This is a genomic window from Bacillota bacterium (assembly GCA_040754675.1).
Lineage (GTDB): Bacteria > Bacillota > Limnochordia > Limnochordales > Geochordaceae > Geochorda.
In genome coordinates this window covers 1-15,241 of record JBFMCJ010000044.1, presented here as the reverse complement: position 1 = coordinate 15,241, position 15,241 = coordinate 1, and the positions used below count along the sequence as shown (strand labels likewise).

At 67.0% G+C, this 15,241-nt stretch carries 31 protein-coding genes; all 31 read left to right on the top strand.

Annotation, left to right across the window (positions count from 1 at the left end; genetic code table 11):
- A partial coding sequence (fusA, locus tag AB1609_04505; protein MEW6045732.1) for an elongation factor G occupies nt 1-477 on the top strand: 477 nt, incomplete at its 5' end.
- Between the two features lie 62 nt (nt 478-539).
- Nucleotides 540-1,742: an elongation factor Tu gene (tuf, locus tag AB1609_04500; protein MEW6045731.1), complete on the top strand. Its 1,203-nt coding sequence runs from the start codon at nt 540-542 to the stop codon at nt 1,740-1,742.
- A gap of 80 nt (nt 1,743-1,822) precedes the next feature.
- Nucleotides 1,823-2,128 carry a 30S ribosomal protein S10 gene (rpsJ, locus tag AB1609_04495; GenBank protein MEW6045730.1) on the top strand — a complete coding sequence of 102 codons (306 nt, stop codon included), beginning with the start codon at nt 1,823-1,825 and terminating at the stop codon, nt 2,126-2,128.
- A gap of 13 nt (nt 2,129-2,141) precedes the next feature.
- Entirely contained in the window at nt 2,142-2,825 is a 684-nt protein-coding gene (rplC, locus tag AB1609_04490; protein ID MEW6045729.1) for a 50S ribosomal protein L3, read from the top strand.
- A gap of 5 nt (nt 2,826-2,830) precedes the next feature.
- Nucleotides 2,831-3,457 carry a 50S ribosomal protein L4 gene (rplD, locus tag AB1609_04485; protein ID MEW6045728.1) on the top strand — a complete coding sequence of 209 codons (627 nt, stop codon included), beginning with the start codon at nt 2,831-2,833 and terminating at the stop codon, nt 3,455-3,457.
- Between the two features lie 6 nt (nt 3,458-3,463).
- Nucleotides 3,464-3,757 (top strand): 50S ribosomal protein L23, encoded by a 294-nt coding sequence (locus AB1609_04480; protein MEW6045727.1) that lies wholly within the window; start codon nt 3,464-3,466, stop codon nt 3,755-3,757.
- A gap of 16 nt (nt 3,758-3,773) precedes the next feature.
- The gene (rplB, locus tag AB1609_04475) at nt 3,774-4,601 is read left to right on the top strand and encodes a 50S ribosomal protein L2 (GenBank protein MEW6045726.1); all 828 of its coding nucleotides are present in this window, start codon (nt 3,774-3,776) and stop codon (nt 4,599-4,601) included.
- A gap of 21 nt (nt 4,602-4,622) precedes the next feature.
- Nucleotides 4,623-4,907 (top strand): 30S ribosomal protein S19, encoded by a 285-nt coding sequence (gene rpsS, locus AB1609_04470; protein MEW6045725.1) that lies wholly within the window; start codon nt 4,623-4,625, stop codon nt 4,905-4,907.
- Between the two features lie 53 nt (nt 4,908-4,960).
- Entirely contained in the window at nt 4,961-5,299 is a 339-nt protein-coding gene (rplV, locus tag AB1609_04465) for a 50S ribosomal protein L22 (GenBank protein ID MEW6045724.1), read from the top strand.
- Between the two features lie 4 nt (nt 5,300-5,303).
- On the top strand, nt 5,304-6,017 hold the full coding sequence (gene rpsC / locus AB1609_04460; GenBank protein ID MEW6045723.1) for a 30S ribosomal protein S3: 714 nt from the start codon (nt 5,304-5,306) through the stop codon (nt 6,015-6,017).
- A gap of 7 nt (nt 6,018-6,024) precedes the next feature.
- Nucleotides 6,025-6,483, top strand: coding sequence for a 50S ribosomal protein L16 (rplP, locus tag AB1609_04455; protein ID MEW6045722.1), 459 nt, complete (start codon nt 6,025-6,027; stop codon nt 6,481-6,483).
- Entirely contained in the window at nt 6,449-6,703 is a 255-nt protein-coding gene (gene rpmC, locus AB1609_04450) for a 50S ribosomal protein L29 (GenBank protein MEW6045721.1), read from the top strand. The genes rplP and rpmC overlap by 35 nt, the downstream gene beginning before the upstream one ends.
- Nucleotides 6,703-7,029 carry a 30S ribosomal protein S17 gene (rpsQ, locus tag AB1609_04445; GenBank protein MEW6045720.1) on the top strand — a complete coding sequence of 109 codons (327 nt, stop codon included), beginning with the start codon at nt 6,703-6,705 and terminating at the stop codon, nt 7,027-7,029. Before rpmC ends, rpsQ begins: the two co-directional genes overlap by 1 nt.
- Before the next feature lie 15 nt (nt 7,030-7,044).
- The gene (gene rplN, locus AB1609_04440) at nt 7,045-7,413 is read left to right on the top strand and encodes a 50S ribosomal protein L14 (GenBank protein ID MEW6045719.1); all 369 of its coding nucleotides are present in this window, start codon (nt 7,045-7,047) and stop codon (nt 7,411-7,413) included.
- 4 nt (nt 7,414-7,417) lie between these two features.
- Nucleotides 7,418-7,768, top strand: a complete 351-nt coding sequence (rplX, locus tag AB1609_04435) for a 50S ribosomal protein L24 (protein MEW6045718.1) — start codon at nt 7,418-7,420, stop codon at nt 7,766-7,768.
- A 53-nt stretch (nt 7,769-7,821) separates the two neighbouring features.
- On the top strand, nt 7,822-8,373 hold the full coding sequence (gene rplE, locus AB1609_04430) for a 50S ribosomal protein L5 (GenBank protein ID MEW6045717.1): 552 nt from the start codon (nt 7,822-7,824) through the stop codon (nt 8,371-8,373).
- A gap of 36 nt (nt 8,374-8,409) precedes the next feature.
- Nucleotides 8,410-8,595: a type Z 30S ribosomal protein S14 gene (locus tag AB1609_04425; protein MEW6045716.1), complete on the top strand. Its 186-nt coding sequence runs from the start codon at nt 8,410-8,412 to the stop codon at nt 8,593-8,595.
- 24 nt (nt 8,596-8,619) lie between these two features.
- Nucleotides 8,620-9,024 (top strand): 30S ribosomal protein S8, encoded by a 405-nt coding sequence (gene rpsH / locus AB1609_04420; GenBank protein MEW6045715.1) that lies wholly within the window; start codon nt 8,620-8,622, stop codon nt 9,022-9,024.
- A gap of 13 nt (nt 9,025-9,037) precedes the next feature.
- Entirely contained in the window at nt 9,038-9,583 is a 546-nt protein-coding gene (gene rplF / locus AB1609_04415) for a 50S ribosomal protein L6 (protein MEW6045714.1), read from the top strand.
- Nucleotide 9,584: 1 nt separating this feature from the next.
- Entirely contained in the window at nt 9,585-9,950 is a 366-nt protein-coding gene (gene rplR / locus AB1609_04410) for a 50S ribosomal protein L18 (protein ID MEW6045713.1), read from the top strand.
- Nucleotides 9,951-9,965: 15 nt separating this feature from the next.
- On the top strand, nt 9,966-10,481 hold the full coding sequence (gene rpsE / locus AB1609_04405; protein ID MEW6045712.1) for a 30S ribosomal protein S5: 516 nt from the start codon (nt 9,966-9,968) through the stop codon (nt 10,479-10,481).
- Nucleotides 10,481-10,729, top strand: a complete 249-nt coding sequence (gene rpmD, locus AB1609_04400; protein MEW6045711.1) for a 50S ribosomal protein L30 — start codon at nt 10,481-10,483, stop codon at nt 10,727-10,729. Before rpsE ends, rpmD begins: the two co-directional genes overlap by 1 nt.
- Nucleotides 10,726-11,181 (top strand): 50S ribosomal protein L15, encoded by a 456-nt coding sequence (gene rplO, locus AB1609_04395; GenBank protein ID MEW6045710.1) that lies wholly within the window; start codon nt 10,726-10,728, stop codon nt 11,179-11,181. Before rpmD ends, rplO begins: the two co-directional genes overlap by 4 nt.
- Nucleotides 11,178-12,446, top strand: a complete 1,269-nt coding sequence (secY, locus tag AB1609_04390; GenBank protein MEW6045709.1) for a preprotein translocase subunit SecY — start codon at nt 11,178-11,180, stop codon at nt 12,444-12,446. The genes rplO and secY overlap by 4 nt, the downstream gene beginning before the upstream one ends.
- Nucleotides 12,447-12,457: 11 nt before the next feature.
- The gene (locus AB1609_04385; GenBank protein ID MEW6045708.1) at nt 12,458-13,138 is read left to right on the top strand and encodes an adenylate kinase; all 681 of its coding nucleotides are present in this window, start codon (nt 12,458-12,460) and stop codon (nt 13,136-13,138) included.
- The gene (map, locus tag AB1609_04380; protein ID MEW6045707.1) at nt 13,135-13,881 is read left to right on the top strand and encodes a type I methionyl aminopeptidase; all 747 of its coding nucleotides are present in this window, start codon (nt 13,135-13,137) and stop codon (nt 13,879-13,881) included. Before AB1609_04385 ends, map begins: the two co-directional genes overlap by 4 nt.
- Nucleotides 13,878-14,195, top strand: coding sequence for a KOW domain-containing RNA-binding protein (locus tag AB1609_04375; GenBank protein ID MEW6045706.1), 318 nt, complete (start codon nt 13,878-13,880; stop codon nt 14,193-14,195). Before map ends, AB1609_04375 begins: the two co-directional genes overlap by 4 nt.
- 12 nt (nt 14,196-14,207) lie before the next feature.
- A complete protein-coding gene (infA, locus tag AB1609_04370; GenBank protein ID MEW6045705.1) occupies nt 14,208-14,426 on the top strand; it encodes a translation initiation factor IF-1 in 219 nt (72 codons plus the stop codon).
- A gap of 106 nt (nt 14,427-14,532) precedes the next feature.
- Nucleotides 14,533-14,646 carry a 50S ribosomal protein L36 gene (gene rpmJ, locus AB1609_04365; protein MEW6045704.1) on the top strand — a complete coding sequence of 38 codons (114 nt, stop codon included), beginning with the start codon at nt 14,533-14,535 and terminating at the stop codon, nt 14,644-14,646.
- A 53-nt stretch (nt 14,647-14,699) separates the two neighbouring features.
- Nucleotides 14,700-15,074 carry a 30S ribosomal protein S13 gene (gene rpsM / locus AB1609_04360; protein ID MEW6045703.1) on the top strand — a complete coding sequence of 125 codons (375 nt, stop codon included), beginning with the start codon at nt 14,700-14,702 and terminating at the stop codon, nt 15,072-15,074.
- 19 nt (nt 15,075-15,093) lie between these two features.
- Nucleotides 15,094-15,241: 30S ribosomal protein S11 (gene rpsK / locus AB1609_04355; GenBank protein MEW6045702.1), on the top strand; the 148-nt coding region annotated here is incomplete at its 3' end.

The following is a 15,241-nucleotide window of genomic DNA, read 5'->3' as shown; positions in this document are numbered from 1 at the left end:
GTTCCCAGGGAGTACATCCCCGCGGTGGAGGCCGGCATCCGAGAGGCGATGCAGAGCGGCGTTCTGGCCGGCTACCCCGTGGTTGACGTGCGGGTGACCCTCTTCGACGGTTCTTACCACGAGGTGGACTCGTCGGAGATGGCGTTCAAGGTGGCGGGCTCCATGGCGTTCAAGGAGGCCGCCCGAAAGGCGGATCCTGTCCTGCTGGAGCCCATCATGAGCGTCGAGGTGGTGACGCCGGAAGAGTTCCTGGGAGACGTCATCGGGGATCTCAACGCACGGCGGGGCCACGTTGAGGGGATGGAGCCTCGTGGGAACGCCCAGGTCGTACGGGCGAGGGTGCCGCTGGCGACCATGTTCGGGTACGCGACCGACCTGCGCTCCATGACCCAGGGCCGCGCAACGTACACCATGCAGTTTGCCCATTATCAGGAAGTCCCGGCCAACATCGCGCAGGAGCTTCTGGCCCGGGTGTAGCGACAGGCCCGGAACGTGGCGCGGTCTTTCGGCGCGGGCGAGAAGGGGAGGCTTGAGGGAAGATGGCCAAGCAGAAGTTCGTACGAACCAAGCCACACGTCAACGTGGGCACCATCGGTCACGTGGACCACGGGAAGACCACGCTGACGGCGGCCATTACCATGTACCTGAACCGGAAGGGCCTGGCTCAGGTCAAGAAGTACGAGGAGATCGACAACGCGCCCGAGGAGCGGGAGCGCGGCATCACCATCAACACCGCCCACGTGGAGTACGAGACCGACAAGCGGCACTACGCTCACGTGGACTGCCCGGGGCACGCCGACTACGTGAAGAACATGATCACCGGCGCCGCGCAGATGGACGGCGCGATCCTGGTGGTTTCGGCGGCGGACGGGCCGATGCCGCAGACACGCGAGCACATTCTGCTGGCCAGGCAGGTCGGGGTGCCGGCCATCGTGGTCTTCCTCAACAAGGTGGACATGGTGGATGACCCCGAGCTTCTCGAGCTGGTCGAGGTCGAGGTGCGCGAACTGCTGAGCCGCTACGAGTTCCCGGGCGACGAGATCCCGGTGGTCCGCGGCTCGGCGCTGAAGGCCATGGAGGCGCTGCTCGCCGGCCAGGAGAACGAGTGGACCGAGGGCATCGCCAAGCTTCTCGACGCCGTGGACAGCTACATCCCGCTGCCCGTGCGCGAGAAGGATAAGCCGTTTTTGATGCCGGTCGAGGACATTTTCACCATCACCGGCCGCGGCACGGTGGCCACGGGGCGCGTCGAGCGCGGCACCATCAAGGTCGGCGACGAGGTGGAGATCGTCGGGCTGCAGCGTGAGGTGCGAAAGACGGTCGCCACCGGCGTCGAGATGTTCCGCAAGACGATGGACGTTGCCGAGGCCGGCGACAACATCGGGGTGCTATTGCGCGGCATCAACCGGGACGAGGTGGAGCGCGGCCAGGTGCTGGCGAAGCCCGGCAGCATCACCCCGCACACCAAGTTCGAGGCCGAGGTGTACGTGCTCTCCAAGGAAGAGGGGGGCAGGCACACCCCGTTCTTCACCGGGTACCGGCCTCAGTTCTACTTCCGCACCACGGATGTGACGGGAACGGTGGAGTTGCCGGCGGGAACCGAGATGGTCATGCCGGGCGACAACATCCGCATGACGGTTGAACTCATCACGCCCATCGCCATGGAGGAGGGCCTGCGCTTCGCCATCCGGGAAGGCGGCCGCACCGTGGGAGCGGGCGTGGTGACCAAGATCCTGGCGTGAGGTGCCTTGCCGGAAAGGTCGTCGAAACCTTGAAAAGGCACGCCGCGTGGGGCTCTGGCGTTTAGGGAGGGGCAGGAGGTTTGGCTCAACGCATTCGCATTCGACTGAAGGCCTTTGACCACAAGATCCTGGACAGCTCGGCCGAGAAGATCGTCGAGACGGCCAAGCGCACGGGTGCACTGGTGTCAGGGCCCATCCCCCTGCCCACGGAGCGCAGCGTTTACACGGTCCTGCGCTCGCCCCACGTGCACAAGAACTCCCGGGAGCAGTTCGCCATGTGCACCCACAAGCGGCTGATCGACATCCTGGAACCGACGCCCAAGACCGTGGACGCGCTGATGCGCCTCGATCTGCCGGCGGGCGTGGACATCGAGATCAAACTGTAGCGGGGAAAAGGGCATGGCCGCGAAGGGGATTCTGGGCAAAAAGCTGGGGATGACCCAGGTCTTTGACGACGACGGCCGGGCCGTGGGCGTGACGGTAGTCGAGGCCGGGCCGTGCGTCGTGGTCGCGCGCAAGGTCGCCGAGAAGGACGGGTATGCGGCGGTCCAGCTCGGGTTCGGGGCGGTGCCCCATCGCGCCCTCAACAAACCGGAGCGCGGCCATTTGAACAAGGCGGGGATCCAGCAGGCGCTGCGGCATCTGCGGGAGTTCCGCGTGGAGCCAGGAGAGAAGGACGGCCTGGGAAACCTGGAGCTGGGCGCCACCGTCACGGTGGAGCAATTTGCGCCGGGCGACCGGGTTGACGTGTCGGCACGAACCCGGGGCAAGGGGTTCACGGGTGTGATCAAGCGCTGGGGACAGCGCCGGGGCCCCATGAGCCACGGGTCCATGTACCACCGACGGGTGGGCACCCTGGGCTCGACGGGGCCGCAGCGGGTGCTGAAAGGGAAGAAGATGCCAGGGCGGATGGGCGGCGACCGGGTCACCATCCAGGGCCTGCGGGTGTTCAGGGTGGACCCGGAACGCAATCTGCTGCTCCTGCACGGCGCGGTACCGGGTGCGCCCGGAACGCTGTTGGAGATCCGGTCCAGCAAGCTGTACCAGCGGCGCAAGTATCGGCGAGAGGCGAAGGGCAGGTAAAGGGCATGCCGGTGGTGCCCGTTTTCAACATCGAGGGCGAGCAGGTGGGCGAACTCAGCCTGCGCGACGACGTCTGGGCGGTTCCAGTCAAGACCGGCCTGATCCATCAGGCGGTGCTCATGCACCTGGCCAACCGGCGCCAGGGTACCCACAGCACCAAGACACGCGGCGAGGTGTCGGGCGGCGGGCGCAAGCCGTGGCGCCAGAAGGGCACGGGCCGGGCCCGGCACGGGAGCATCCGGTCTCCTCTGTGGAGGCACGGCGGCGTCGTCTTCGGGCCGAAGCCCAGGGAGTACGGCTTTACCATGCCCACCAAGGCCCGAAGGCTTGCACTCAAGTCGGCGCTGTCGGCCAAGCTTCGCGACGGGCAACTGGTGGTCCTCGACCGGCTGCAGCTCTCCGAGCCGAAAACCCGGGTCATGGCGCAGGTCTTGAAGAACGTGCAGGCCGATGCCGGCAAGCGGCTCATCGTGCTGAAAGACAAGGACCAAAACGTGGTGCTGGCCGCTCGCAACATCCCCGGGGTGCTGCTGCTCCCGGCCAACAGCCTGGGGGTGTACCCGGTCGTGGACGCCGACCGGCTGGTGATGACCCGGGACGCGGTGGCCGCCGTGGAGGAGGCGCTGGCCTAAAGGGCTATGGAAAGGCACATCCGGGACATCCTCATCAAGCCGCTTGTAACCGAGAAGAGCACCCGGCTCATGGGCGAGGCCAACGCGTACACCTTCCAGGTGGCGCCGGAGGCGACCAAGACGCAGATCCGCCAGGCGGTGGAGCAGATCTTCAAGGTGCGGGTCGTTGACGTGCGCACGGCCTGGGTGCGCGGCAAGTCGCGGCGGCTCGGGCGCTACCAGGGGCGGCGGCCGGATTGGAAGAAGGCCATCGTAAAGGTCGCGCCGGGGCAGCGGATCGCCATTTTTGAAGGAATGTGAGTGGAGCGATAGACCGATGGGGGTCAAGTCATACCGTCCCATGACGCCGGGTCTGCGGCACCGCACCGGCTACACTTTTGAGGAGCTTACCAAGAAGGAGCCGGAGAAGCGGCTTACCCGGGCGCTTCGGCGCGACTGGGGGCGCAACAACCACGGCCGGATCACCGCCCGGCACCGGGGCGGCGGGCACAAGCGCCGCTACCGCTTCATCGACTTCCGCCGGGACAAGGACGGCATCCCCGCCCGGGTGGCGGCCATCGAGTACGACCCCAACCGCTCGGCGCGCATCGCGCTCTTGCATTACAAGGATGGCGAGAAGCGCTACATCCTGGCGCCGGTGGGGCTGGGCGTCGGTACGTGGGTAGTGAGCGGCCCGGGCGCAGACATCAAGCCCGGCAACGCGCTGGCCCTTTCGGACATCCCTGTGGGTACCATGGTTCACAACGTCGAGCTCTTGCCCGGCAAGGGCGCGCAACTCGTGCGCGCGGCCGGTGCCGCGGCCCAGGTCATGGCCAGAGAAGGCGGCTACGTGACGTTGCGGCTGCCCTCCGGCGAGTTCCGGAAGGTGCCGGCCGAATGCAAGGCGACGGTGGGCCAGGTCGGCAACGTGGAGCACGAGAACATCAGCCTGGGCAAGGCCGGCCGCAAGCGGTGGCTCGGGAAGCGCCCCCACACCCGGGGTGCAGCCATGAACCCGGTGGACCACCCCCACGGCGGGGGCGAGGGCAAGGCTCCTGTGGGGATGCCGGGGCCGGTCACGCCGTGGGGCAAGCCGACGCTGGGCTTCAAGACGCGCAAGCGCCGCAAGCCGTCGGACCGCTTCATCGTGCGCCGGCGGCGCTAAGAGAGGAACGGATGGCCTTCGATGGGACGTTCACGTAAGAAGGGGCCGTTTGCCGACCGGCACCTGCTCGAAAAGATCCAGAAGATGAACGAGGCCGGCGAGAAGCGGGTCATCAAGACCTGGTCCCGGCGGTCCACCATCTTCCCGGAGATGGTCGGCCACACGATCGCGGTGCACGACGGGCGCAAGCACGTGCCCATCTACATCACCGAGGACATGGTGGGGCACAAGCTGGGGGAGTTTGCCCCCACCCGCACGTTCCGCGGCCACGGGGCCCATACGGAGCGTTCGACGGCGTTGAAGTAGGAGACCAGACTGGGGCGGGCGGTTGCGACCGGCTCGGAGGGAGTTAGAAGTTGGTGGAGGCACGGGCCATCGCGCGATATCAGCGGATCGCCCCGCGGAAGGTCCGGCAGGTCATCGACCTCATCCGCGGCAAGAGCGTTGACGAGGCGCTCGGGATCCTGAAGTTCACCCCCAAGGCGGCCTCGCCGGTGGTGGAGAAGGTGCTGCGCTCGGCCATGGCCAACGCGCAGAACAACCACAACATGGACCCCCGCCGGTTGTACATCGCGGCCATTCACGCCGACCCCGGGCCGATGCTGAAGCGGGTCATGCCGCGCGCCCGGGGAATGGCGTACCTGATTCGTAAGCGCACCAGCCACATCACGGTTGTGCTGCGCACCAGAGGGGAGTAGGTTCGTGGGCCAGAAGGTGCACCCGTACGGCCTGCGCCTGGGCATCATCAAGGGGTGGCAGGCCCGGTGGTACGGCGATAAGAAGAATCTCGCGGCGCTCCTGCACGAGGATATCCAACTGAGACGCTACATCAAGCAGCGCTTCCACCAGGCCGGCGTCTCCACCATCGAGATCGAGCGGGCCGCCAACACGGTGCGGATCACCATCCACACGGCGCGGCCCGGGATCATCATCGGCAAGCAGGGCGCCGAGGTCGACCGGCTGCGCCAGCAGCTCGAGCAGATGACCGGCAAAGAGGTGCGCATCAACGTGGTCGAGATCGAGAAGCCGGACCTGGATGCGCAGCTCGTGGCGGAAAACATCGCCTTCCAGCTCGAGCGGCGCGTCGGCTTCCGCCGGGCCATGCGGCAGGCCATGCAGAGGGCCATGCGCCTGGGTGCCAAGGGCATACGGGTGTCCATCTCCGGCCGCATTGCGGGCGCCGAGATCGCCCGGTACGAGTGGGCCACCGAGGGGTCGATACCCCTCACGACGCTGCGGGCCGACATCGACTACGGGATCGCCGAGGCCAACACCACATACGGCAAGATCGGTATCAAGGTCTGGATTTACAAGGGCGAAGTGCTGCCGGAGGCCCGGACTGCCGGCGAGGGTACGAAGCTTCGCACGGGCGAGCAAGCGGCAGCGGCGTCCCGGCCGGCAGAAGGGTCGGTGTAGTTTTCCCATGCTGATGCCAAAGCGGGTCAAGTACCGCAAGCAGCACCGGGGGCGCATGAGGGGCCAGGCGACCCGGGGCGTCGAGATCGCGTTTGGCGAGTACGCCCTACAGGCGCTGGAGCCCGGCTGGGTGAAGGCGAGCCAGATCGAGGCGGCGCGTATTGCGATCACCCGGCAGGTCAAGCGCGGCGGCAAGCTGTGGATCCGGATCTTCCCGGACAAGCCCGTGACCAAGAAGCCGGCGGAGACGCGCATGGGCAGCGGCAAGGGCGCGCCGGAGTTCTGGGTCGCCGTGGTGCGCCCGGGGCGCATCCTTTTCGAGATGGCCGGCGTGCCCGAGGAAGTGGCCATGAAGGCCATGCGGCTCGCCGCGTTCAAGCTGCCCGTCAAGACCCGGATCGTCAAGGCGCAGCGGGGTGGTGAAGCGGTCCGTGAAGGCGCGGGAACTGCGCGATCTCAGTCGTGACGACCTGCGGCGCAAGCTGGACGACCTGAAGACCGAACTCTTCAACCTGCGCTTCCAGAAGGCGGTGGGGCAGCTCGGCAACCCCATGCGCATCCGCGAGGTCCGCAAGGAGATCGCCAGGGTGCTCACCGTCATGCGGGAGCGAGAGCTGCCGGGCAGGCAGCCGGCTGTTGGAGCGCCGGAGAAAGCCCGGCCGGAAAGGGCGCAAGCGGCTAAATGATGGCGGACGAGAGGGATACGCTGGAGGTTCGGCAGGAGGCGGCGGAGCCGACGGGAGGCACCGGGCCGAAGGAGCGGCGGGGGCGGCGGAAGGTCCGGGAGGGCGTCGTCGTTTCCAACAAGATGAACAAGACGGTGGTCGTGGAGGTGGAGCGGCTGGTGCGTCACCCCTTGTTGGGGAAGGTGCTGCGCCGGACCAGCCGCTTCAAGGCCCACGACGAACTGAACGAGTGCAGGGAGGGCGATCGGGTCCTGATCATGGAGACCCGGCCGCTCAGCAAGGAGAAGCGCTGGCGAGTGGTCCAGATCGTGGAACGGGCGAGGTAAGGCGGTAGGCCAGAGATGATTCAGCAGGAGAGCGTGCTCAACGTCGCCGACAACACCGGAGCCAAGCGGCTGCTCTGCATCCGGGTGCTGGGAGGATCGAAGCGGCGCTACGCCAGCGTGGGCGACGTCATCGTCTGCTCCGTCAAGGAAGCCATTCCGGGCGGGATGGTCAAGGAACACGACATCGTCAAGGCCGTGGTGGTCAGAACGCGGCGCCCCGTCCGCCGTCCGGACGGCAGCTACATCCGCTTCGACGAGAATGCGGCGGTCATCCTGGCCGACGACGAAAACCCCAGGGGAACGCGGATCTTCGGGCCCGTGGCACGGGAGCTGCGGGAGAAGAACTTCATGAAGATCCTCTCCCTGGCCCCGGAGGTGCTCTGACGAAATGGCGGTAAAGGCGCCGCGAATTGCCAGGCCCCGAAAGGTTCACGTCCGCAAGAACGACACGGTTGAGGTCATCCGGGGGGACGACGCTGGCAAGCGGGGAAAGGTGCTCCAGGCGCTACCCAAAGAGGGCAGGGTCGTGGTGGAGGGCATCAACATCCAGAAGCGGCACACCCGGCCGACGCGGACCAACCCGCAGGGCGGCGTCATCGAGAAGCCGGGCCCGATCGACGCGTCCAAGGTGATGCTGGTTTGCCCGAGTTGCGACAAGCCGACCCGGTACCGCCGGGAGCGCTCGGCCGACAAGGGGCTCGTTCGGGTTTGCAGGCGCTGCGGCAAGATGATAGACTGATGCCTCGGTTTGTTCAAGTCTTGACGCTGGTTGGTGCGGGAGGCAGCGAGACAGTGGAAGCCAGGTTGAAGGACCGGTACCGCCGGGAGGTGGTGCCGGCGATGATAGGGCGGTTCGGGTACCGCAACGTGATGGAGGTGCCGCGCGTAACGAAGGTCGTCATCAACATGGGGGTCGGGGAGGCCGTCCAGGACCCCAAGCAGATGGACGCAGCCGTTGCGGACCTGACCGCCATCAGCGGGCAGAAGCCGATCGTCACGCGCGCCCGCAAGTCCATTGCGGCGTTCAAGATCCGCAAGGGAATGCCCATTGGCTGCAAGGTGACGCTGCGGGGCGACCGGATGTACCACTTCCTGGATAAGCTGTTCAACGTGGCGCTCCCCCGCATCCGGGACTTTCGCGGCCTGTCCCCGGACAGCTTTGATGGCCGCGGCAACTACAGCCTGGGCATCCGGGAGCAGCTCATCTTCCCCGAGATCCGGTACGACAAGGTCGACCGGGTCAGGGGAATGGACATCACCATCGGGACCACGGCCAGGACCGACGAAGAGGCGATGGAACTGCTGCGCCTCATGGGCATGCCGTTCCATGGCGAGAGCCAGTAGCTGTTGCCGTAGCGGTTTTTTGGGAGGTTTGAAGCGTTGGCCAAGAAAGCGCTCATCAACAAGGCGATGCGGCCTCCGAAGTTTTCCACCCGGGTGGTCCGGCGCTGCAAGATCTGCGGGCGGCCCCGCGGCTACATGCGGCGCTTCCAGATCTGCCGCATCTGCTTCCGCACGCTCGCACACCGGGGGCTCATTCCCGGCGTTCAAAAGGCGAGCTGGTAGGGTACAGGGAAGGAGCGGGCGGCCTTGGTAATGACCGACCCCATTTCCGATATGCTGACGCGGATACGCAACGCCTCCCGTGCACGCCGCGACTCGGTGGACGTGCCGGCATCGCGGCTCAAGACCGAGATCGCCAGGGTGCTGAAGGAGCAGGGGTACGTCCGCGACTTCAAGATCGTGCAGGAGAATCAAAGTCCCCAGGCCACGCTTCGGATCTTCTTGAAGTACGGGCCGGACCGTGCCCAGGCCATCACGGGCATCCGGCGCATCTCCACGCCCGGCCGGCGGGTCTACACCGCCAAGGACCGCATCCCGCGGGTGCTGGGCGGGCTCGGCGTCGCCGTGCTTTCGACGCCGAAAGGTGTCATGAGCGACCGGGAAGCGCGCAAGGCCGGGTGTGGCGGCGAAGTTCTCTGCTACGTGTGGTGAGAGGCGGGAAGCCATGTCGCGCATCGGACGCCAGCCGGTGAAGATCCCGGCCGGGGTGGAAGTGGTGATCGACAACACGACGGTGCGGGTGAAAGGGCCGAAGGGCGAGCTTGCGTACGCATTCCATCCCGACATGCGCATCAAGGTGGTCGACGGGGCCGTGGTGGTCGAGCGGCCGACAGACGAAAAGCCGCACCGGGCCCTTCACGGCCTTACCCGGGCCCTCATCGCGAACATGGTAACGGGCGTCACGCAGGGCTACCAGAAGGGGCTGGAACTGCGGGGCGTAGGATACCGCGCGGCCAAGCAGGGGCAAAAGCTGGTGCTGACCGTCGGGTTATCGCACCCCGTTGAAGTGGAACCGCTGCCCGGGGTCGAGATCGAGGTGCCTGCGGCAAACCGCATCGTGGTGAAGGGCATCGACAAGCAGGCCGTGGGGGAGATGGCAGCCCGCATCCGGGGCGTTCGCCCCGCCGAGCCGTACCTGGGCAAGGGCATCACCTACGAGGGCGAGCGGATCCGCCGCAAGGCCGGCAAGGCCGGAAAGGTGACGCGCTAGCATGGGGCAGCTGACGAGACTCCAGGCGCGGGAGCGGCGCCACCGGCGCGTGCGCAAGAAGGTGTTCGGCACGCCCGAGAGGCCGCGGCTTTCTGTTCACCGCAGCCTGAAGCACATGTACGCCCAGATCATCGACGACACCAGGGGCCAGACCCTTGCGTTCGTATCGACTCTGGACCCGGCACTGCGGGGCAAGCTCAAGAAGACCGGGGACAAGGAGGCCGCAAAGGCGGTGGGGCTGGAACTAGCCCGGCGGGCGAAGGAGCAGGGTGTGACCCGGGTGGTCTTCGACCGCGGCGGGTTCCTCTATCACGGTCGCGTGGCGGCCGTGGCGGAAGGGGCCCGCGAAGGCGGCCTGGAGTTTTAGGGAGGTTTGAAGCACTTGGCGGGACAGTCGCGGCACGGTCGTAACGAGGGCAGCGCCGAAATCGAGGAGCGCGTCGTCGCCATCAACCCCGTTTCCAAGACGGTAAAGGGCGGGAAGTCCCGGAGCTTCTCCGTCCTGGTCGTCGTGGGCGACGGAAAGGGCCGGGTGGGCGCGGGCCTCGGCAAGGCCAAAGAGGTTGCGGACGCCATCCGCAAAGCGGTCGAGGCCGGCAAGAAGAACCTTATCCAACTTCCCCTGGTGGGGGGCACGATCCCGCACGAGGTCGTCTACTCGTACAGCGCTTCGACCGTGCTGCTCAAGCCCGCTTCCGAAGGCACGGGGGTCATCGCCGGGGGGCCGGTGCGCGCCGTGGTGGAGCTGGCGGGCATCCGGGACATCCTCACCAAGTCCCTGGGGTCCCGCAACCCGATCAACGTGGTGCGCGCCACCATCGGCGCGCTGAAGAGCCTGCGGACGCCCGAGGAGGTCGCTCAGCTTCGCGGCAAGCGCGTGGAGGAGCTGATGGCGTGATGGCGGCCGGCTTCTTGAAAGTAACCTACCGGAAGAGCGTCATCGGCCACCCTCAGGACCAGCGCGCGACGCTCAGGTCGTTGGGGCTCAAGCGGCTGAACCAGAGCGTGGTCGTGCCGGATACGCCGGTCACGCGCGGGATGATCGCGAAGGTCCGGCACCTGGTTGTGGTGGAGGAGACTGCCGCCGAGAGCGGGCCTGAGAATCCGGCCCGGGCGGCGGCGAAGAAGGCTGGTGCTGCCCGGTGAAGCTCCACGATCTCAGACCGCCAAAGGGGGCGCGCCGCCCGCCGAAGCGGGTCGGCCGCGGGATCGGTTCCGGCCACGGCAAAACGGCGACCAAGGGGCACAAGGGCCAGCTTGCGCGGTCGGGCGGCGGCAAGGGGCCCGGGTTCGAAGGCGGCCAGACCCCGCTCCACCGGAGGCTCCCGAAGGCCCGCCGGTTCACCAACGCCCCGTTCCGCAAGGAGTTCGCGGTGGTCAACGTGGAGGATCTGGCGCGGGCGTTCGAGCCGGGGTCGACCGTGACGCCCGAGGCGCTTCTCGAACGGCGGCTCGTCCGGGAGCTGAAGGACGGCGTCAAGGTCCTGGGCAACGGCGAGGTCGATCGGGCGCTGGCCGTCCGGGCGCACCGGTTCTCGAAGCAGGCCATTGAGAAGATCCAGGCGGCCGGAGGCACCGTCGAGGTGATCTCGAAGTGATAGAGGCGCTGCGCAACGCCGCCCGGATCGAGGACCTGCGCAACAAGCTCCTGTACACGGTGGCGATGCTGGCCATCTTCCGGGTCGGGTCCTACATCCCCGTTCCAGGCGTGGACGCGGCCGCCCTGGCCGAGCGGTTCCGCACGGGGACCGCGAACATCTTCAGCTTCCTGGACCTGTTCGCCGGCGGCGCGTTCACCAACTTCTCCGTGTTTGCCCTGAGCGTGACGCCGTACATCACCTCGTCCATCATCGTGCAGCTCCTGACCGTGGTCATCCCGAAGCTGGAGGAACTGGCCAAGGAGGGGGTCGAGGGCCGCAAGCAGCTGGCTCAGTACACCCGGTGGGGTACGGTGGCGCTGGCCGTGGTCCAGGCCATCGGCGTCGTCAGCCTGGCGAGGGCGTACAACGTGCTGTACGACACGAGCTTGTTCAGCATGGCGCTCATCGTCGTGACGCTGACCGCCGGCACCGTCCTGCTCATGTGGATTGGCGAGAAGATATCGGAGAACGGGATCGGCAACGGTATTTCGCTCATCATCTTCGCCGGGATCGTGGCGCGGCTCCCTGCTACGGCGGTCAACGTGGTGCGGGCTGTCGGCGAGGGCGGCATCAACCTGCTGAGCGTGATCTTCGCCCTGCTCCTGGCCGTTGCGCTCATCGCCGCCATCATCGTGGTGCAGGAGGGCCAGCGGCGGATCCCGGTGCAGTACGCCAAGCGGGTGGTCGGGCGGCGCATGTACGGGGGCCAGACCACTCACATCCCGATGCGGGTCAACCAGGCGGGCGTCATCCCCATTATCTTCGCCTCGTCGGTGCTGCTGTTCCCGATGACCCTCGCGCAGTTCATACCGACGGCGGCATCGTTGACCCGCTGGCTTGACTACGGGACGCCGCTTTACAATATGCTTTACGCCATCCTCGTGGTGTTCTTCACCTACTTCTACACGGCCATCACGTTCAACCCGCGTGACGTGGCCGACAACATGAAGAAGTACGGCGGCTTCATCCCGGGCATCCGCCCGGGGCAGCCCACCGCGGAGTACCTGGACAGGGTCCTGACGCGGATCACCCTGGCAGGGGCTCTGTTCCTTGCGTTCATCGCTCTGGGGCCGTTCCTGCTGGCGGGGCTCACGGGGATTCCCAGGGCGTTCGTCAGCATCGGGGGTACGGGCCTCTTGATCGTGGTGGGCGTGGCGCTCGACACCCTCAAGCAGATCGAAGCGCACCTGCTGATGCGGCAATACGAAGGGTTCATCCGGTGAGGGGAGCACGCATGCGCGCGGTGATGCTGGGGCTTCCTGGGGCCGGGAAAGGGACGCAGGCGGAGCGGCTGGCTGCGGCCCTGGGCGTACCGCACATCTCTACCGGCGCCATCTTCCGCCAGGCAGTGCAGCAGGGGACCCAACTGGGCCGGCAGGCGCGGGCGTACATGGAGCGGGGCGCCCTGGTACCCGACGAGATCACCGTGGGCATCGTGCGCGAACGCCTGGAGAGCCCCGATTGCCGTGCCGGGTTCATCCTGGACGGGTTTCCTCGTAACCTCGCGCAGGCCGAACGCCTGGACGAGGCGCTGGATCGCACGGGCAGCCGGCTGGATGCCGTCATAAACCTGGCGGTGCCCGAAGAAGAGGCCGTGCGGCGCATCACCAGCCGGCGGGTCTGCACGCAGTGCGGGGCGACCTACGGGGCCGGCGAACCCAGGGAGCCGTCCACGGGCAGGGTGCTGGACGTCTGCCCCGAGTGCGGCGGAAAGCTGGCGCAGCGCGGGGACGACTCAGAAGAGGTGGTGCGCCAGCGCCTGCGGGTCTACCAGGAGAACACGCGGCCGCTGGTCGACTACTACGCCTGCCGGGGCGTCCTGGTCAACGTCGACGGGATCGGCACGGTAGACCAGGTGTTCGAGGCCGTGCTGGCGGCGCTGAGAGCACGGGGGCTGGCGAGCACGCCAGTATGATTGTCATCAAGCGGCCGGACGAGATCCGCCGCATGCGGGCGGCGGGTCAGATCGTGGGCCAGTTGCTCCTTGAAATCGAAAGGCGCGTTCGCCCGGGGGTTACCACGAGGGATCTGGATCGCTTCGCCGAGGAGTTCATCCGGGCAAGGGGCGGTGTGCCGTCGTTCAAGGGATACCGGGGCTATCCGGCGAGCATCTGCACCTCGGTCAACGAACAGGTCGTGCACGGCATCCCGGCCGAGCGGCGGCTGCGCGAGGGCGACGTCCTCTCCGTGGACGTCGGGGTCTTTCTCGACGGGTACCACGGGGACGGGGCCCGCACTTTTGCAGTGGGGGAAGTGGATCCGGAGGCTCGCCGGCTCCTGGAGGTCACTGAGCGGGCGCTTCTCGCCGGCATCGAGGCGGCGCGACCCGGCCGCCGGGTCTCGGACATTGGCCACGCCGTCCAGCAGGTGGTGGAGGCGGCCGGCTTTTCGGTGGTCAGAGAATTCGTGGGCCACGGCATCGGCCAGCAGATGCACGAGGACCCGCAGGTGCCCAACTTCGGGCCACCCGGCAGGGGCGCGAGGCTCCAGCCGGGCATGACGCTTGCCATCGAGCCGATGGTGAACGAGGGCGTCAGTGATGTTACAATCCTGGAGGACAACTGGACGGCCGTGACGGTGGACGGGCGCCGGTCGGCTCACTTCGAGCACACGGTGGCCATCACCGAAGATGGCCCGATGGTGTTGACGCTGCCATGACGGGCGTGGACGCGCCGGACGAGGCGGTGCGGCACTTTCAGCTCGGGCAGCTGGTCACGTCGCGTGCCGGGCGGGACAGCGGGCGCCCCTACCTGGTGGTGGGGATCCGCCCGGATGGCAAGGTGCTCGTTGCGGATGGCCGCCACCGCCCGGTGGCGAGGGCCAAGGCGAAAAACCCGCGCCACCTTTGGCGGCACGACCGGGTGGCGCCGTCGGTGTCGGAGCAGCTGAGGCTGGGGAAGCCCGTCAGCGACGGGGATCTGGCCCGGGCGCTGGACGAACTCCTGGGCGACCAGGAGCGCCCGGCGGGGTGAAAGGATGAGGTCATGGGCAGGCAGGACGTCATAGAGGTGGAGGGTACGGTTATCGAGCCCCTGCCGAACGCGATGTTCCGGGTGGAGCTCGAGAACGGGCACCGGGTCCTCGCCCACATATCGGGCAAGATGCGGATGAACTTCATCCGGATCCTGCCGGGCGACAAGGTGACCGTGCAGCTTTCCCCCTATGACCTGACGCGCGGCCGCATCGTTTACCGCAAGCGTTAGAGATGCGCACAGGGCCGGGGCACGGACCGGGTGCCAGGCTCGGGCCGCCGATAACACGGGCCTGCCCGAAGGCTTGTATTTTTTCCGGAGAGGTCAGGTATAATCGATGAAAGTGCGGGCATCTGTCAAGCGGATTTGCGAGAAGTGCAAGATCATCCGCCGCCACGGGCGCGTGATGGTAATCTGTGAGAACCCCAAGCACCGCCAGCGGCAGGGTTAAGGCTTCGCGGCTTTTCGTGATGTTGACGGCGTGAAGGAGTGGTGGTCGAAGGTATGGCACGCATCGCCGGAGTGGATCTGCCGCGCGACAAGCGGGTCGAGGTGGCCCTGACGTACATTTACGGCATCGGGCGTTCCAGCGCCCGCGCCATCCTTGCCAGGACTCAGGTGAACCCCGACACCCGCGTCCGGGATCTCACTGAAGACGAGATCACGCGCCTGCGCGAAATCATCGAGCGGGAATACAAGGTGGAAGGCGAACTGCGCCGGGAGGTAGCCGCCAACATCAAGCGGCTCATCGACATCGGGTCCTACCGGGGGCTCCGCCACAAGCGGGGTCTTCCGGTGCGGGGCCAGAGGACGCGTACCAATGCCAGGACTCGAAAGGGTCCCCGGCGCACCGTGGGCGTGAAGCGCAAGAAGACGTGAGGGGGAAGCGGGAGCAAAGATGCCTGAGCCGCGCCGCCGGGTAACCCGGGTTCGGCACCGGGAACGCAAGAACATCCCGTCCGGAGTGGCCCACATCAAGTCGACGTTCAACAACACGACGGTGACCATCACCGACAAGCAGGGCAACGTGATTGCGTGGGCGAGTT

Excerpts from the sequence above, each read along its gene's own strand:
- tuf (MEW6045731.1), top strand. The coding sequence starts at position 540 with ATGGCCAAGCAGAAGTTCGTACGAACCAAGCCACACGTCAACGTGGGC.
- rplC (MEW6045729.1), top strand. The coding sequence starts at position 2,142 with ATGGCCGCGAAGGGGATTCTGGGCAAAAAGCTGGGGATGACCCAGGTC.
- rplD (MEW6045728.1), top strand. The coding sequence starts at position 2,831 with ATGCCGGTGGTGCCCGTTTTCAACATCGAGGGCGAGCAGGTGGGCGAA.
- AB1609_04480 (MEW6045727.1), top strand. The coding sequence starts at position 3,464 with ATGGAAAGGCACATCCGGGACATCCTCATCAAGCCGCTTGTAACCGAG.
- rplB (MEW6045726.1), top strand. The coding sequence starts at position 3,774 with ATGGGGGTCAAGTCATACCGTCCCATGACGCCGGGTCTGCGGCACCGC.
- rpsS (MEW6045725.1), top strand. The coding sequence starts at position 4,623 with ATGGGACGTTCACGTAAGAAGGGGCCGTTTGCCGACCGGCACCTGCTC.
- rplP (MEW6045722.1), top strand. The coding sequence starts at position 6,025 with ATGCTGATGCCAAAGCGGGTCAAGTACCGCAAGCAGCACCGGGGGCGC.
- rpsQ (MEW6045720.1), top strand. The coding sequence starts at position 6,703 with ATGGCGGACGAGAGGGATACGCTGGAGGTTCGGCAGGAGGCGGCGGAG.
- rplN (MEW6045719.1), top strand. The coding sequence starts at position 7,045 with ATGATTCAGCAGGAGAGCGTGCTCAACGTCGCCGACAACACCGGAGCC.
- rplX (MEW6045718.1), top strand. The coding sequence starts at position 7,418 with ATGGCGGTAAAGGCGCCGCGAATTGCCAGGCCCCGAAAGGTTCACGTC.
- rplF (MEW6045714.1), top strand. The coding sequence starts at position 9,038 with ATGTCGCGCATCGGACGCCAGCCGGTGAAGATCCCGGCCGGGGTGGAA.
- rplR (MEW6045713.1), top strand. The coding sequence starts at position 9,585 with ATGGGGCAGCTGACGAGACTCCAGGCGCGGGAGCGGCGCCACCGGCGC.
- rpmD (MEW6045711.1), top strand. The coding sequence starts at position 10,481 with ATGGCGGCCGGCTTCTTGAAAGTAACCTACCGGAAGAGCGTCATCGGC.
- AB1609_04385 (MEW6045708.1), top strand. The coding sequence starts at position 12,458 with ATGCGCGCGGTGATGCTGGGGCTTCCTGGGGCCGGGAAAGGGACGCAG.
- map (MEW6045707.1), top strand. The coding sequence starts at position 13,135 with ATGATTGTCATCAAGCGGCCGGACGAGATCCGCCGCATGCGGGCGGCG.
- AB1609_04375 (MEW6045706.1), top strand. The coding sequence starts at position 13,878 with ATGACGGGCGTGGACGCGCCGGACGAGGCGGTGCGGCACTTTCAGCTC.
- infA (MEW6045705.1), top strand. The coding sequence starts at position 14,208 with ATGGGCAGGCAGGACGTCATAGAGGTGGAGGGTACGGTTATCGAGCCC.
- rpmJ (MEW6045704.1), top strand. The coding sequence starts at position 14,533 with ATGAAAGTGCGGGCATCTGTCAAGCGGATTTGCGAGAAGTGCAAGATC.
- rpsM (MEW6045703.1), top strand. The coding sequence starts at position 14,700 with ATGGCACGCATCGCCGGAGTGGATCTGCCGCGCGACAAGCGGGTCGAG.